The 14,634-nt window shown below is 64.1% G+C and carries 12 protein-coding genes and 2 pseudogenes; 5 read left to right on the forward strand and 9 right to left on the reverse strand.

Going from position 1 to position 14,634, the window contains the following annotated elements:
- Positions 1-11: 11 nt before the first annotated feature.
- A complete protein-coding gene (locus KZ686_RS11490) occupies positions 12-470 on the forward strand; it encodes a chromate resistance protein ChrB domain-containing protein (RefSeq protein WP_115737187.1) in 459 nt (152 codons plus the stop codon).
- A gap of 28 nt (positions 471-498) precedes the next feature.
- Here KZ686_RS11490 and KZ686_RS25505 read toward each other — a convergent pair whose 3' ends face one another.
- The 7 genes from KZ686_RS25505 to KZ686_RS11520 all read right to left on the reverse strand — a co-directional run bounded on the left by KZ686_RS25505 (position 499) and on the right by KZ686_RS11520 (position 7,649).
- Complete coding sequence (locus KZ686_RS25505; protein WP_099047658.1) at positions 499-633, reverse strand: YHYH domain-containing protein; 135 nt, start codon at positions 631-633, stop codon at positions 499-501.
- A gap of 105 nt (positions 634-738) precedes the next feature.
- Positions 739-1,116, reverse strand: a complete 378-nt coding sequence (locus KZ686_RS11495; RefSeq protein ID WP_053821816.1) for a hypothetical protein — start codon at positions 1,114-1,116, stop codon at positions 739-741.
- Between the two features lie 51 nt (positions 1,117-1,167).
- A complete protein-coding gene (locus tag KZ686_RS11500; protein ID WP_053821815.1) occupies positions 1,168-4,272 on the reverse strand; it encodes an efflux RND transporter permease subunit in 3,105 nt (1,034 codons plus the stop codon).
- A gap of 8 nt (positions 4,273-4,280) precedes the next feature.
- On the reverse strand, positions 4,281-5,414 hold the full coding sequence (locus KZ686_RS11505; protein WP_053821814.1) for an efflux RND transporter periplasmic adaptor subunit: 1,134 nt from the start codon (positions 5,412-5,414) through the stop codon (positions 4,281-4,283).
- A gap of 11 nt (positions 5,415-5,425) precedes the next feature.
- Positions 5,426-5,980 carry a hypothetical protein gene (locus tag KZ686_RS11510; RefSeq protein ID WP_053821813.1) on the reverse strand — a complete coding sequence of 185 codons (555 nt, stop codon included), beginning with the start codon at positions 5,978-5,980 and terminating at the stop codon, positions 5,426-5,428.
- Positions 5,977-7,197 carry a TolC family protein gene (locus tag KZ686_RS11515; protein WP_061959896.1) on the reverse strand — a complete coding sequence of 407 codons (1,221 nt, stop codon included), beginning with the start codon at positions 7,195-7,197 and terminating at the stop codon, positions 5,977-5,979. The genes KZ686_RS11510 and KZ686_RS11515 overlap by 4 nt, the downstream gene beginning before the upstream one ends.
- Before the next feature lie 98 nt (positions 7,198-7,295).
- Positions 7,296-7,649 (reverse strand): hypothetical protein, encoded by a 354-nt coding sequence (locus KZ686_RS11520; RefSeq protein WP_053821811.1) that lies wholly within the window; start codon positions 7,647-7,649, stop codon positions 7,296-7,298.
- A 134-nt stretch (positions 7,650-7,783) separates the two neighbouring features.
- Between KZ686_RS11520 and KZ686_RS11525 the strand changes: the two genes are divergently transcribed.
- The 4 genes from KZ686_RS11525 to KZ686_RS11540 all read left to right on the forward strand — a co-directional run bounded on the left by KZ686_RS11525 (position 7,784) and on the right by KZ686_RS11540 (position 11,695).
- Positions 7,784-8,842: a DMT family transporter gene (locus KZ686_RS11525; protein WP_053821810.1), complete on the forward strand. Its 1,059-nt coding sequence runs from the start codon at positions 7,784-7,786 to the stop codon at positions 8,840-8,842.
- A 246-nt stretch (positions 8,843-9,088) separates the two neighbouring features.
- Entirely contained in the window at positions 9,089-9,571 is a 483-nt protein-coding gene (locus KZ686_RS11530; RefSeq protein ID WP_053821809.1) for a hypothetical protein, read from the forward strand.
- A 489-nt stretch (positions 9,572-10,060) separates the two neighbouring features.
- Positions 10,061-10,615, forward strand: a complete 555-nt coding sequence (locus tag KZ686_RS11535; protein ID WP_147309056.1) for a hypothetical protein — start codon at positions 10,061-10,063, stop codon at positions 10,613-10,615.
- 483 nt (positions 10,616-11,098) lie between these two features.
- Positions 11,099-11,695, forward strand: a complete 597-nt coding sequence (locus tag KZ686_RS11540; protein ID WP_174781663.1) for a hypothetical protein — start codon at positions 11,099-11,101, stop codon at positions 11,693-11,695.
- An 84-nt stretch (positions 11,696-11,779) separates the two neighbouring features.
- On the opposite strand, the pseudogene KZ686_RS11545 reads toward KZ686_RS11540, so the two are convergent.
- Positions 11,780-13,509, reverse strand: a pseudogene (locus KZ686_RS11545) (phage integrase family protein).
- Between the two features lie 75 nt (positions 13,510-13,584).
- Positions 13,585-14,610: pseudogene (locus KZ686_RS11550) on the reverse strand (HAD-IC family P-type ATPase); the annotation flags it as partial.
- Positions 14,611-14,634: the final 24 nt, after the last annotated feature.

The following is a 14,634-nucleotide window of genomic DNA, read 5'->3' on the forward strand; positions in this document are numbered from 1 at the left end:
AGGAGACGACCATGAAATGGGTCACCCGCGAAAGGCCAAAGATCGACCGCATTGCCTGTCCTTGGCTGATCGCCCGCTATATCGATGAGACGCCTGAGTTTTTGTATGTGCCGCCGGCCGACGTATTGGCTGTTGCACAAAGCACTGGCGCCGTTCCATATGATGTGCCCGATGTGGAGTTGTCGCATGTCGGCGACCATTGCAGCTTCGATGCCTTTCTCGATAAGTACGGATTAGCCGAGCCGGCCCTGCAGCAGCTTGCCGCCATCGTGCGTGGCGCGGACACATCGAGGCTGGACCTCACGCCACAGTCGGCGGGACTTTATGCCATCTCGCTCGGTTTATCGCGGCGCTTTGCCGACGATCACGAGATGCTTCGCCATGGCGTGGTTCTCTACGATGCGCTGTACGCCTGGTGCAGGGATTGCCAATCGGAGACGCACAACTGGCCACCAGCGCAACGCATCTGAACGCAGCAGCTGGCAGCCTGCTGCGAGATCAATGGCAATGTCGAATGCCAGTCTTGTGGTCCATATGGCAGCCATTTCGATCGGTGCCGCCGCTATGCGACCACGCCGCAGTAGACGCGAAACCGAGGACCGCAAAGATAAGAACAATGGCGCTGCGCAGCATGATGTCTCCGTCCGTCTAGTGTTGATTTGACGGTAAGGTAGCACCGAAGACGCATTTGGCCATCCCTTCGCAAGGAGGGATGGCCACCTCCTCAAGCGCGGAGGCTTACTTCACCGCGAACCTGACGGTTACGGTTTTGCCATCGGCAAAGGCGACATTTGCCACCACCTTCGCACCGGGAGCCACGGCGATTTGTTCGGCGCCCACCAGCACATTTCCTTCCGCGGGCTTGAGCGCCGTCTCGCTCTTCTTGCTGCCATTGAGCACCGTCAGCTTGCCGCTCGCGCCCGCGACCGACTTCTTCTGGTCATGGTCGTCCACGTACAGGCTGACGTTGCCGTCCTTTGCCACCAGTTCGAACTGCATATCGCTCGCCGTCTGCACGACGCCGCCGTACTGCGCCGGCTTAGCGCCGTGCGCCATCGCCGTGCCCGAGATCGAGATGCAGATTGCGGCCAGCGCCGCGGCAATGCGTTGGTTCATAGTCCACTCCAAAAAACAGTGGGCGGCTCGAGGGCGCCGCCCTGACCCATTTCAATAGGCGTGCGTGCCGGCTTGGCCGGCGAGTTCTTCGATGGATTCACGCCCGAACAGCCATACCGCCAGCGGCGTCAGCACGGTGTCCAGCAAGGTCGAGCTGACCAGCCCCCCGAAGATCACGACGGCCACCGGATGCAAGATCTCCTTGCCGGGCGCATCGGCCGCCACCAATAGCGGCGTCAGAGCGAATGCCGCCACGAGAGCGGTCATGAGCACCGGGGTCAGACGCTCCAGCGAGCCTCTGACGATCATCGGCATGCCGAACGACTCCCCTTCGAGCCGGCAAAGATTGATGTAATGGCTGACCTTGAGAATGCCATTGCGCGTCGCGATGCCGGTCAGCGTGATGAAACCGACCATCGATGCGACGGACAACGTCAGGCCCGCGGCCCACATCGCAATGACGCTGCCAATCAGCGCGAAAGGTATGTTGGCCATGATGATCAGCGTCAGCCGATGCGCGCGATATCGGGAATACAACACCAGGTAGATCAACGCCAATGACATGACGGCCAGGAGAGCAATCAGCTGCGTAGCCAGCTCCTGCGCCTGGAATTGCCCCTCGATGCTGACGAAGTACCCGCCCGGCAGACTGGACTGCGCGACCGCGCCCCGTACTCCGGCGATGATGCGGCCCATGTCGGAGCCGTCGGTATTGGCGTAGACGACGATTCGTCGCCGGCCATTTTCCCGGCCGATCTGATTGGGGCCATCGCCCTCTTCCACCGATGCGATGGCGGCCAGCGGCACGGGCCCGCGTGGCGACTGGATCATGATGCGCGCCAGATCCTGTGGCGTGCGCTGCGTTTCGGCCAGCCGCACAACGAGATCATGACGTCTCACGCCCTCGATAACCTGGGATGCCCGTGCGCCTTCGGAGAGCGTCTGCATGGCGCCCAGCGCATCGCCGGGCGTGATGCCATACTGCGCGGCCTTTCGATAATCCAGGCGCACGTTCACCTGTGGAATCAATACCTGTCTCTCGACCGTGATGTCGACCAGGCCGGGCACCTGCGCCAGGCGACCGCGGACGGATTCCGCCAAGCCCCGCAGGGTATCGAGGTCGTCGCCGTAGATCTTCAGGGCGATCTGCGCCCGCACGCCCGACAGCAGATGGTCCAGGCGATGAGAGATCGGCTGCCCGATGGCGACGGATGCAGGCAGCGAGGAGAGTTGTGCGCGGATGGCGGCCATGACTTCCTCGCGGCTGCGATCGGAACGCTTCAGGTCGACATCGATCTCGGACGAATGCACCCCTTCGGCATGCTCGTCGAGCTCCGCGCGGCCAGTACGGCGGCCCACCTGCGTGACTTCCGGTACCTGGCGAATCAGCGATTCGGCCAAGGCGCCCATGCGGTTCGCCTCCGTCAGCGATGTGCCCGGATTGAACATCAGGGACATGACCAGCGAGCCCTCGTTGAAAGCCGGCAGGAAGGCCCGCGGAAGCCACGGTATCGATGCCGCCGCGATAAGCGCGGCGATCCCGGCGCCAGCGAGAATGACCCGGGCACGCGGAAACGACCAGTTCAGCACGCGCGTATCGACCCGCTTGAGCCATCGCACCAAGGGACTATCGGGATGGTCCAGGCGCTTCATGCCGGGAAGCAGGTAGTAGGACAGCACCGGTGTGACGGTCATCGACACCAGCATCGACGCAAGGATGGACACGATATAGGCCACGCCCAATGGCGCGAACAACCGGCCCTCGATGCCTGGTAGCGCAAACAGCGGCACGAACACCAGGACGACGATCAACGTGGCATAGACGATGCCCGAGCGCACCTCCACGGACGCGCGCCAGATCGTCTCCAGTACCGCAGGCGCCTCCGTCATGGTCTTGCGCTGCTTGAGCCGGCGCAGGATGTTCTCCACATCGACCACCGCATCGTCGACCAATTCGCCAATGGCGATGGCCAAGCCCCCCAGCGTCATCACGTTGATCGACTGGCCCAACACGTGAAAGGCCAGCGCCGTCACGGCCAGGGACAGCGGAATGGCGATCAGAGAAATGGCGGTCGTGCGAGCACTGAGCAGGAAGGCAAAGAGGATGATCGCGACCATGATGGCGCCGTCGCGCAGTGCCTCAACCACATTACCGATGGAAGCCTCGATGAAATCCGCTTGCCGGAACAGCACGCGCGGCGCTTCCAGGCCCTTGGGCATGCCCTGCTTGAGCTCGGCCAGCGCCGCTTCCAGTTCGCGTGTCAGCTTGACGGTATCGGCGTCCGGTTGCTTTTGCACACTGACAATAACGGCCGGCTTGCCGTTGAACCCGGCGTCGCCGCGTTTGACCGCGGGGGCATGGCGCACACTGGCGACCTGCTGGAGCAGCACCGGGGCACCATCGCGATATGCGACGGCCAGCCCGCCGAGATCATCCAGGCGCGTCGTACGGCCCAGGTTGCGAATCAGATATTCCCGGCCGTTCAGGTCGATGAAGCCGCCACTGCTGTTGCTGGCGAAGTCCCGCAGCGCGTCGGACAACTGGCCGAGCGAGATACCGAACTGCGCCATCCGTGCAGTGTCCGGTTCAACCCGAAGCTGACGGACTTCGCCGCCAATGGGAATCACCTGTGATACGCCCGGCACCGACAGCAGCCGCGGGCGCAGAACGAAATCGGCGTACTCGCGTGCCACCATCGGGCTGACGCTCTGAGCGTCGATCGGCAAGGCGATGAGCATGATCTCGCCCATGATGGACGAAACCGGCCCCATGATGGGCGTCAGTCCACCGGGCAATTGTTCCCGCACCAGCGCCAGGCGCTCCGACACCAATTGCCGGTTGCGATAGACGTCGCTCCCCCAATCGAATTCGGCATAGACAATCGACAGTCCCACGCCGGAGACCGAACGCACTCGCGTCACGCCAGGCATGCCATTGAGCGCGGTTTCGATGGGAAAGGACACCAGCAACTCGACCTCCTGGGGCGCCATGCCGCCTGCCTCCGTGATCACCGTCACCAGGGGCTTGTTGAGGTCCGGAAACACATCCACGGGCGTACGCCAGGCCGTCATGGCCCCGAACGCCATCAAAATCGTAGCCAGGGCCAGCACCACCAGCCGGTTGCCGAGGCTGGCACGAACTATCCAGTTGAACATGCCCGCCCCTACCGAATCTGGTTGATCAACGAGGCACCGCTGACCACCACGCGGTTCTCGGGGGACAGACCGTCAACCACGACGACATTGCGCGCATCCAGGACACGTACCTGGACGGGCTGTGCGATAAAGCGCTGGGTCCCGGACTTGATCCAGACACTGGTCTCATTGTTCTGCCCGCGGACCACCGCTTCGCTTGGCAGCACAATTCCCTTCACCGTGTCGGTCAGGTGCGCAACGACGGTCACGGGTTGCCCGACCGCAAGAGGGAGCGACGTCTGGCCGGCAAGCCGGAACGTCAGCGGTACCGCGCCGTTGCGCAAGCTGCGGCCCGCGCCGACAAACTGCAACGCCCCGCCCTGCACGTTTGCCAGGGCTCCATCCCGGATCCGGCCAGCGAGCGAGGCGTCGGCGCTCTGGGCCTCCACCATCAAGCGGGTCGGGTCGACGATTTCATACAAGACGTCATCACTTGCGGCGACTTGACCTGCGACGACGTTGGCCGAGGCGACAATGCCGCTCGCCGGCGCGCGCAGCGCATCGGTCTGATGCAGGCTGGTTCCCACGGCGGCGCGCTGACCGGACAGGCTCTGGACTTCGGCGCGTGCAGCTTCGATGTCCTTGCGGGGGATGCTGTCCTGCAGCGACTCCAGCCGCTGCAGGCGCTGTTGCGCGAGCTTCAAATTCGCGCTCAGGTTTGCCAGTTGAGCTTGCTGATTGCCGATGTCGAAAGGTTCGTTCTTGTGCCGCAACACCGCCATGACGTCGCCCTTTCGCACACGCTGGCCCAGCACAGGGAATCCGCCCGGCGGCGCCTCAAGCCAGCCGGGGTGTCCGGCCTGCAAGCGGCCACCCGCGTTCGGGTCCATCACCACAGTCGCATTGAGCTCCAGCGACACAGGATGCTCGCCAGCTTGCGGCATGATGGTACGAATGGCCATCCGGCGCTGCGCCAGCTTGGGCACCTGCACGCTGCCATCAGGAAGCCGCGCGAGCCCGGCCGCTGCAGTTGGCGCGGGTCCGTCAAGATGCTCGCCGTCGGGACCATGGGCGCCCGGAGCGGCCCAGGCGGGAACGATGGCGCTGAATTGGGCCGCGGCGGCGGCCACCAGCAGCGCCCGGCAGAATGTCGTGTTTTTCATGTGATGTCGGCCTATCGGTTCATCGCGCCAGTCCGACGGCGATACCGGCGGATCATGACGAACAGCCCCAGTGCGAGGACCACTGCGATCGCAGCGCCGGCCCAGGGCTTCCAGGCAACGTGGTCGTGGCCGTGTTCGTCGCCACCAACGGTGATACGCCCCTCGATCAGATCGGATTCGGCGCCGGCAACCAGCGTAAAGACGAGCGCATGCTGCCCCGGTGCCTGCAGCGCCTTCAGCAGTGCCGCATCGGTGAAGGAAAAGTCCCCCAAATCGGCATGCAGCTTGGCCTGCGCCTTGATTTCCCCTAGCTCGACCTCTAGCGTGCCTGCTGTCACTGGCTCGTTGGTCGCATAGCGATCGACGAGTATGGATAACTCATCGTCGTAGAGCGTCCCGACTAGCTCGAACGCTTCGGTGTTTGCTTCGATGGTCGGCCTTGTGGTCCCGGCCGAAGTTGCGGCCGGGGCGTCAAGATGTTCGCCACTTGGGCCGTGCGCGCCGGGGGCTGCGTATCCAAGGCCGCATCCGAACAGCAGCACAAGCGCGATGAGGCAACGATTCATGGCAATACTCCCAGAGCCTGATTGAGATTGGCGATGGCAGCGCCGCGCCGCGCGCGCTGTCGCGCTGCGTCGGCTTCGGCTTCCAGCGCCTGGTTTTGTGCGCGCAATACCTCGGTCAGGCCGATTTCGCCTGCATCGAAGGTCTTGCGCAGGAGGACCGCGCGCTCGGCGAGCATCGCGCTGCGCTGCTCACTGAGCTTGAGCTGCTGCTCCACCAGCGTGAGAGCCTGTCGCGATGCCTCCGCTTCGGACTGCACCACGCGCTCCATGCGCTCCCGCTCCGCGCGTGCGGTCATGACTTCGGTCTGAGCGGCAGTTTCCCTTGGCAGATTGCGGGCGTCCGTCGCAAACGGAATCCGAATGAACACGCCCACGGTCTGGTCGGACGGCGCGCCGCCACCGGCCGCATCACGGCGATAGGAGACCCCTACCTCCGGAGCGTCCCGGCGGGACTTCTGCAGATACCCGAGTTGTCGTTGCGCGCGGAGCAGGCCTCCGGCGGCGGCTTCCAGCGATGGGTGGGCCGAGACGGCCTCGGGCATGGCAGGTCGCTCCTCGTAGCGCAGCGGCAGCGCGGAGGCACCGGTCAATTGGAACAGCCGTGTTGACAGTTCGGTCATCCGTGCCTGGCTGTCGGTCAACAACGCGCGCGTGGCGAGAAGATCCTGATCCGCTAGCAGCAGATCGGTCCGGGCAAGATCGCCGGCGGAAACCCGTCGTGCCACATCGTCGCGCAAAGATGTGGCGTTTAGCACGCGTCGGCGCAACACTTCCTGCTCGGCCGCAGCCGCCGCAAGCTGCCAGACCCGATCCCGCAATTCGCCGGCAACGGCCAGCCTGGCAAGTCTCGCTCTGGCATCCGCCTCCGCCAGCTGGGCGTCAGCGAGCTCGCCCCTCGCCGCTCGCTGACCCGGCAGCCAGATAGGCACGCCAAGCGCGACTTCGCTTTCTCGAACGCCCCGCCCGTCCGTGAACCGGTCCCCACGATGACGCAGGTCGGCGACGGGAGGTCCGGCGATCAGCGAATCCGCCTGAATACGACTTGCAGCGGCCTCCTGTCGCCGCCCCTCGGCCGTCTGGAGCGCGACCGAACGCTCCCATGCGACCTCGAACAGGGACTGCAGGTCCGCTGGCGCGGATCGCTCAGCGGGCGCTTGGGCGTATGTAAGGGGCGACAGCACGAGCGCTGCCACCAGAAGTAGAAATGATCTCTGCATGAAAAACCCCAACGCGAATGGCTTGAAGAAGCAATGCGACGGGGCGCGACCCGTAAAAAGGCGTCGCAGCAGACGAACAAACGAACGCTACCCCGTCGTCAGACAGGAGCGTGAGGTGGGCGTAATGGTGGTGTGCCGGTAGGATCCGGTATCACAGCGCCGTCAAACAGGGGCGTCTGGTAACGCGGCGGCAGGACGGGAAGCGAGTAAGCCAGGCTTACCGTTCCCAAGAGGTTCGAGGCGAGCTCGAAGTCCAACTGGTGTGACGCCGAGGCGCTGGAGTCGTCCTCGTGGATATCGCCATCGTCGTCATGATGATGCGGCACGTGCTCGGCGTGGACAACCATATGGTCCAGCACCGGGCCGGACGCATGCGCGAATTGCCGCTCCACTGCAGCGAGAGCCTGCAGCGGGAGCATCAGCATCAAAAGGATGGCAACAATTCGCGACATGCGCCGGATTCTACAGGAATATGCCGGCGTCATTGGCGCACCCCTGCCGCGTAAAGGGCCGCCCAATCACCTGGTCGCCTCAATTGTCGGATGCGCGCGACAATGCCATTCCGCTATGCCAACCGCAATACGCCATGTCACTACGCTTAGCATCCCCGGCGCTCGCTGCCGCGATACTTTTTGGAGCCAGCACTCCGCTGGCCAAGGCTTTGACCGGGGGAATATCGCCGCTGATGTTGGCGGGACTGCTTTACTTGGGCAGCGGAATCGGCCTGCTCATCGCAATTGGTGCCCGCCGACTCTTTGGTGCGCGTCAAAGCGCCGAAGGCGGCACGCTTGCCATTCCCCCCGCAGAGTGGCCGTGGCTGCTTGCCGCGATTATTGCCGGGGGCGTCGCCGGCCCGGCCCTATTGATGACGGGCCTGAACGAGACAAGCGCCGCGACCGCGTCGCTGCTGCTGAACGTTGAAGGAGTGTTGACCGCCGTGATTGCCTGGGTGGTCTTCAAGGAAAACGCCGATCGTCAGATCGTTCTAGGGATGGTCGCGATCGTGGCGGGCGGGCTCCTGCTCTCGTGGCAGCCGGGCGAAGTCAGATTCGCATCGGGGGCGATTCTGGTCGTGGCAGCGTGCCTTTGCTGGGCCGTCGACAACAACCTCACACGCAAGGTTTCCAACAACGACGCGCTGGTCATTGCCTGCCTGAAGGGACTGGTAGCCGGCGTCTGCAATACAAGCTTGGCATTTGCCACCGGCGCGGATCTGCCGCCGTTTGCGAGCACACTGGCTGCCATGGTCGTGGGCTTCGCGGGATACGGCGTCAGTCTCGCCCTGTTCGTCATAGCCTTGCGCTGGCTGGGCACTGCGCGGACCGGCGCCTATTTTTCGATTGCGCCGGTATTTGGCGTCGTCATATCGCTGGCGATATGGCCCGACGTGCCAGGCGTCACGTTCTGGCTTGCCGCAGCTTTGATGGCACTCGGCATCTGGTTGCACCTCCGGGAACGGCACGAGCATGAGCATACCCATGACCCGCTCGAGCACAGCCATGCCCACCGGCACGACGCGCACCATCAACATGAGCATGACTTTCCGTGGGAAGGGGCCGAACCGCACCGCCATTGGCATCGGCATGAGGTGCTGATCCATCGGCATCCGCATTATCCGGACACGCACCATAGGCACAGCCATTAGGACACGTTCGAACCCGCCGAAAAGTCGCTATGCGGCGCTGCGTGGATCAACGCCATATTGGCGCACGTGTGTGCGCCACCCCACAGAAGCGAACCGGCGCGGCTACATCGCGCCTGGGCCGCCTCGCCCAACCCGCACAGCCCCACTGTATGGGCGGATTCGGAACCAAGGTACCAGCCCACGGGGAACGGTGGGTGCAGCGTGACGGACCTGTAATACTATGGCTACCCTCACCGCTTAACTGGCATGACTAACTTCGTTTTCGCGCTGACGCCGGCGCAACAGGCTGCGGTGACGGCGCGCCGGATGGCGCTGCAGCTGTCCGCACGCCAAGCGAGGTTCTTGGCCGTGGCTGCTGACCCCGATGACCCGCTCGGCATTGTGCGCGTGTTAGGACTCGACATCTCGACGCTGCAACCCTTGGCACCGCGCCCCTGGCTCGACATGGCTGCCCGCACAGCTAGCGTCAGCTACCGCGGTTCTTTGCCGTCGGACGTGCTGGCCTCCATGCTGGCCGAAGGCCGCGTGGTGTCCGAGTGGTTCCCTCATCTCGGGCACCTGCTGGATGAGACGCCGCTTTCACTGCTGATTCTCGCCATCGAGCAGCTCGCTAACCAGCAACACCTCCCCTTCACAACGCTCTGGCGGAATCTCGGGCAACTAGCGCAGGCGTGTCAGTCCCATCGGCTCGCGGGCTGGCTGGAACTGTTCGCCGAGCATGACACCTGATCGCTGACGGCCTCGTCCAGTCAGCGCCGAAGTCGCTGTCGCACGGTAATTTGCAGCGGACCATCTTTGCCGCGCAATCGTTCGGGTAGCGCCCGTGCCACGACACCATGCGACAAATCGCCAGGCCGTATGTGCGCAGACCACTGACCCAGGTCACGCTCATTGAGGGTGAGAGACGCGTTAAACGCGGACATGGCCCGCCACACCAGTTGCCGAAGGCCACGCGCGCTATAGTGTGATGGTTGCGTAGCAGTCGCGACCATGTTGGTTCGTGGCGCGCGAACGCCCCGCAGATAACCCAACGCATAGCAGAGCGGGTCATCGCGATCGCGCCAGTGAGCGTGCAGCGCCGCAGATAGCCGCCGGCTCACCGGCACCGCCCGCTCGATTTCTGCACAGATTTGTTACAATTTTTAACTCGATGAGCCAGCCCTCTTTTCATTGTGAGCGGCAATGGGAAACCCCGACGAACTAAGCAGAGAAGACCTGTTGCTCCGCCTCATCGAGCGCTACGTCATGATTGGTGGCCGTTACTACCGTGACATACCGGCGGAACAACAGGCGCAATACCTACCCGACGTCTGCGAGAGCGAATCGTATCGATGTGAACGGTTGCGACAGCTGCTATATGAGCACGGCGCATTTCGAGGAGTGCCTTTCCGAAAGGGACCGATCGAGGTGATGGACGCCTTTATTGCTCAAGGTCCGCAGCGGCTTGCGGCAGAGCGCGAGAGACAGCGCGCCAGTGCCGAAGAAGACGAGCAAATGCGGAACCGACTTCTTGCACGGCAAAGAGAGCGGGAACCTGAGATTGACAGGACCGCAGACAAGCACCGCCGGCTGAGCTGGCTACCTTATGAGTCGGGGCCCGAAGGCCAGATTCTCGACCTCGTCAGTGCAAGCGTCAAGAAGTTGCACGCGGTCCAAATCGCCAAGCTGCTCGAGATGGAAGTAGCCGATGTCCTGGAAGGACTGGCGTCGCTGATCAGGTCAGAACGCATTATTGCGAGCGGCGACGGCACGTTTAAACTGGCAGACGAATAACCTGCCGGGGAGACACGCCCCTTCGCACGCTACCTGACAGACTGAAGATGTAACATGGCCGCCGTACATCCAAAGAACACTTTAAGTTGAACCGTTCAACGGAGTAACAATTTTCTGCAAAGTTTGTTCAACTAAATTTGTTACTAGGCAAGCGACAAGCAGCGTCACGCCGTCAGTGTGTGAGTAACAAAATTACGCAAAACAACGCGGCCGTTAATTTGCATAAATTTGTTACCCGTTTTTGCATAAATTTGTTACCCGCCCCTAGGCGCTCACCTTTCGGAGGCTGGCAGTTTCGATGACGGCACAGCCGGCGACTATGCCGGGAGCGCCGTGTGCTCTCTCTACCGTTTGCACGTGCTCGCGCCCCCCGCCTGCGAGATACCCCTGTCCGAGTTGTCGGCCTCTTTGCTAGTCGTGTAAAGTGACGCAAAGTTACTTTAGGACACTGCCGTGGCGTGGCAGACAATACCGAGGGCGGACATGGAATCTTCGGCGGTGCCCTGGTCACAGGGCGTGCAATTACTGTCTTGGCTGGCGCGCGAGCCATGTGTGCAAAATCCGGATGCGGTAGCGCGCGCGTGGGAGGTGATGGCCCCTGCCGCACCGACGCTGGCCGATTGCGGGCGGATGTATGCAGCCTATGGCCGGAGCTTTTCGGTCGCCCAACTGCGCTACATCGCGCAGCATTCGGCAGCGCTGTTGCTGGCGCGCTGGGCGGCCTCCGGTTGGCCTTATCTGCGGTTCAATGAGGACCTGGGCTTTACCGCCGGGCCCACTTACGTCGAGCTCCGACCAGGTCAGGTGACGCCTAGCTTCTGGGCATTTTGCTTCGGCACCGTGACCATATTCAGCCTGGCCGTCGCGGCATTCACCTATGGCAAGACTTCCGGCGGCGTGGGCGGTTTGGTGCTGGCGGCCATCTGCTTGGCCTTTCTGATGCTCGAGTTCGTCGATCTGCGCAGCCGTCACCATGCACGGCGCGCGATCGCCCTGTGCGCGGCGGGGCCGCACGCCGACAGCATGACGATCGCCATGATGCCAACCAGGGGATTCGGCTTGAAGGACTCCGTGTTTTGAGCCAGAACCGCTCGGCAACTAAGGGCAAGATTGCGCCCCCCTTGTTCGTCCGTACAGCCCGCTGTGGCGCCCTTGCGGTGTCATTTAAGCCCCAAATGCCTCTCCGATCTGCCGAGCCCGTTTGACTTCATCGCTATGCAGGTAGACCGAAGTCGTCGACACCGACGCATGCCGCAGATTGTCCCGGACGATGGTCAACTCGGCGCCCCGATCCAGAGCGTGCGTGGCGTGCGTATGCCGCATCCAGTGCGGACTGGCACGGCGCAGCTTGTCCGCAGCCGCAGGATGGTCCGAACCAATGATGTCAGCGGCCAGCTTGAAGAACCGCCTCACGACCTGCCAAAGGCGCGTGCTCGTGATTCCTGAGCCGGACTCGTCGCTCAGGTCACCGACCAGGCGAATCTCCGGACGCCACAAGCGCCGGCTGATGGGCAAACCGCGTTCGGACAGATAGCGCTCCAAGGCCCGCCGGGCCAACGGCGGCAAGGCCACCTTGCCGATGCGCCCTCCCTTCCCGGTCAGCTCGAGCCATTCATCGCCTTCTGCGTCGACCCGAAGATCCCGAGCGTGACGCCTACCAGCTCGCTGGGCCGGAGCCCCGTCGCATAGGCAAAATCCAGCACGAAGCGCAGGCGCTGCGCCGCGGCGGCCTCCCAGCCGTGGGACCATTCAAGCCCGTCGGCAATGGTCCGCACCAACTTCCATTCACCGTCGGTAAAGGCGCGCGAATTGTCCAGCGCCGCGGTGCGGCCGCCGCCGCGCACCTTGATGCCGGCGAAGGGATTGGCCAGCACGTAGCGTTGCTCGACCAGCCAGCGGAACATCGCCCCCACGATGGTCAGGGCATGGGCGACCGAGCGTGCGGCCAGCGCACCGGTGAACGGCCGCCAGTCCGGCGACGAGCGCGGGCGTGGCGGCCCGACCCACCGCTCTCGTGGCGTGGGCCGGCGCAGGAAGGCGCGGTAGGCGACGGCGTCCTCGGTAGTCAACGACGACAGCGGCCGCTGACGCTCGACGATGGCCCACAGAATCAGCCGTTCCGCTTCCTTGCGGTAGGTGCGATGAGTGGCGGGCGACTCGTGCAGGGCCAGCCAGGCCTGCACCGCCTCGTAGTCGTTGTCCGCGGTCAAGGTGCAGCTCTCGCGCGGTGCGCGAAACCGCCCTTGCGAGCCGTCGACTTCATGAGGCAGGCGCAACTGCTCCCATGGCACGACGACGCTGCGTCGCTCCTGCACGATCAACGCGCGCGCCCGTTCGGTCAGCTCGGGATGCGCGGCGAAGAACGCCTCGATCTGCCTGGCGCTGGCAGCGCCCAGCCTCGGGATGGCCGCCCACCAGCGGCGGCGCCTGGGCACGCGCACGGTCAACGCCGCCAGCGTCTCGATGCCGTGGGCGCGCAAGGCGGCGACGGCGCGGGCCGGTAGCCAGCGGCCGATGTCGTCGGTGATCGCAGGCCGTGGCGTCGGCAGCGTGCGCAGGACCTCGATAGCACGGTCGGCCGCCCTGCCCTGCGCCACCCGCTCCGACGCCGGCATCTCGAACAACGCGGTCAGATCGTCGCGGCCGCGCTCGCGTGCCAGTGCGGCAAGCCGGCGGCGAATGCCGCCCAGCACGGCGCGCGAGGATTGGCCGCGCGCCCTCTCCTCCCCCAGGTATTGCGCCACGGCTTGCCGGGAGCTCAGGCCGGCATGCCAGGCACGCAGCGCGGCCAGGGACGCGGCATCGGGGAGTGCCGTGGAGGCATCGGTCGGGGCCGTATCCATACCCGTGCTGGCGGATGATGTGGAGTTAGGTAGGGTCAGGCGTGATTTCATGGGGGCCAGTTTAGCGCAGCGAACTGGCTATTACGATAAGAATACTTATCGTAATAGCTCTGTGATCCTATCTGGTCAATCGACGTCAATGGTCCGCATTCTCTGCGCGTTTGCGATGACGCTCACGGACGACAGCGCCATCGCGGCGGCCGCGACGACGGGCGACAGCAGTAGCCCGAAGCAGCCCCGCGGCCAACGGGATGCCAGCGACGTTGTAGGCGAACGACAGGAAAAGGTTCGGCCGGATGTTGCGCATGGTGGCGTGCGAAAGCACGCGCGCTCGCACGATGCCTATGAGGTCGCCCTTGAGCAAGGTCACCCCCGCGCTCTCCATCGCCACGTCGGTGCCAGTGCCCATCGCAATACCGACATCGGCCGCCGCGAGCGCCGGTGCGTCGTTGACACCGTCGCCGGCCATGGCAACTACGCGGCCCTCGCGACGAAGGCGCTGGACAATGTTGGCCTTGTCTTCGGGGAACACCTCTGCCGCTACCTCGTCGATGCCTAGGTCGCGGCCCACGGCCTCGGCCGTGGTGCTGCCGTCGCCAGTCAGCATCACGATCCGCACGCCGGCTTTGCGCAGGCCATGCAGGGCCGCTGGCGTGGTGGGCTTGATGGGATCAGCGATGGCGACGAAGCCAGCGAGCCTGGCATCCATTGCCACGAAGACGACGGTAGCGGACCTGGCGCGTTGCGCCTCTGCCGCGGGCTGCAGCGGCCCCACCTCGAGTCCGTGCTCGGCCAGGAACTTGGCCGCGCCGCACAGCACGGCAACGCCATCCACCGTCCCGAGGACGCCTTTGCCGACGGGCGAGTCGAAGTCCATGACCGGCGACAGCGGAAGCTGCCGCTCCTGGGCCGCCTGGAGGATGGCCGTGGCAAGCGGGTGTTCGCTTGCACGTTCTATGCTGGCGAGCGTGCGAAGCAGTTCCTCCGCTGTGAAGCCGGCAGCCGGCTCGATATGCACGACGCTGGGACGTCCCTCCGTCGGCGTGCAGTCTTGGCGACCACCAGCGTATCGACCTTCTCCATACGCTCCAATGCCTCCGCATCCTTGATCAACACCCCGTGCTGCGCACCGCGGCCCACGCCCACCATGATGGTGTCCAGCGCCTTCGTCGCGAG

Source organism: Cupriavidus cauae, assembly GCF_026210475.1.
Lineage (GTDB): Bacteria > Pseudomonadota > Gammaproteobacteria > Burkholderiales > Burkholderiaceae > Cupriavidus > Cupriavidus cauae.

Excerpts from the sequence above, each read along its gene's own strand:
- KZ686_RS11520 (WP_053821811.1), bottom strand. The coding sequence starts at position 7,649 with ATGTCGCGAATTGTTGCCATCCTTTTGATGCTGATGCTCCCGCTGCAG.
- KZ686_RS11500 (WP_053821815.1), bottom strand. The coding sequence starts at position 4,272 with ATGTTCAACTGGATAGTTCGTGCCAGCCTCGGCAACCGGCTGGTGGTG.
- KZ686_RS11540 (WP_174781663.1), top strand. The coding sequence starts at position 11,099 with ATGGAATCTTCGGCGGTGCCCTGGTCACAGGGCGTGCAATTACTGTCT.
- KZ686_RS11530 (WP_053821809.1), top strand. The coding sequence starts at position 9,089 with ATGACTAACTTCGTTTTCGCGCTGACGCCGGCGCAACAGGCTGCGGTG.
- KZ686_RS11525 (WP_053821810.1), top strand. The coding sequence starts at position 7,784 with ATGTCACTACGCTTAGCATCCCCGGCGCTCGCTGCCGCGATACTTTTT.
- KZ686_RS11495 (WP_053821816.1), bottom strand. The coding sequence starts at position 1,116 with ATGAACCAACGCATTGCCGCGGCGCTGGCCGCAATCTGCATCTCGATC.
- KZ686_RS25505 (WP_099047658.1), bottom strand. The coding sequence starts at position 633 with ATGCTGCGCAGCGCCATTGTTCTTATCTTTGCGGTCCTCGGTTTCGCG.
- KZ686_RS11505 (WP_053821814.1), bottom strand. The coding sequence starts at position 5,414 with ATGAAAAACACGACATTCTGCCGGGCGCTGCTGGTGGCCGCCGCCGCG.
- KZ686_RS11490 (WP_115737187.1), top strand. The coding sequence starts at position 12 with ATGAAATGGGTCACCCGCGAAAGGCCAAAGATCGACCGCATTGCCTGT.
- KZ686_RS11510 (WP_053821813.1), bottom strand. The coding sequence starts at position 5,980 with ATGAATCGTTGCCTCATCGCGCTTGTGCTGCTGTTCGGATGCGGCCTT.
- KZ686_RS11515 (WP_061959896.1), bottom strand. The coding sequence starts at position 7,197 with ATGCAGAGATCATTTCTACTTCTGGTGGCAGCGCTCGTGCTGTCGCCC.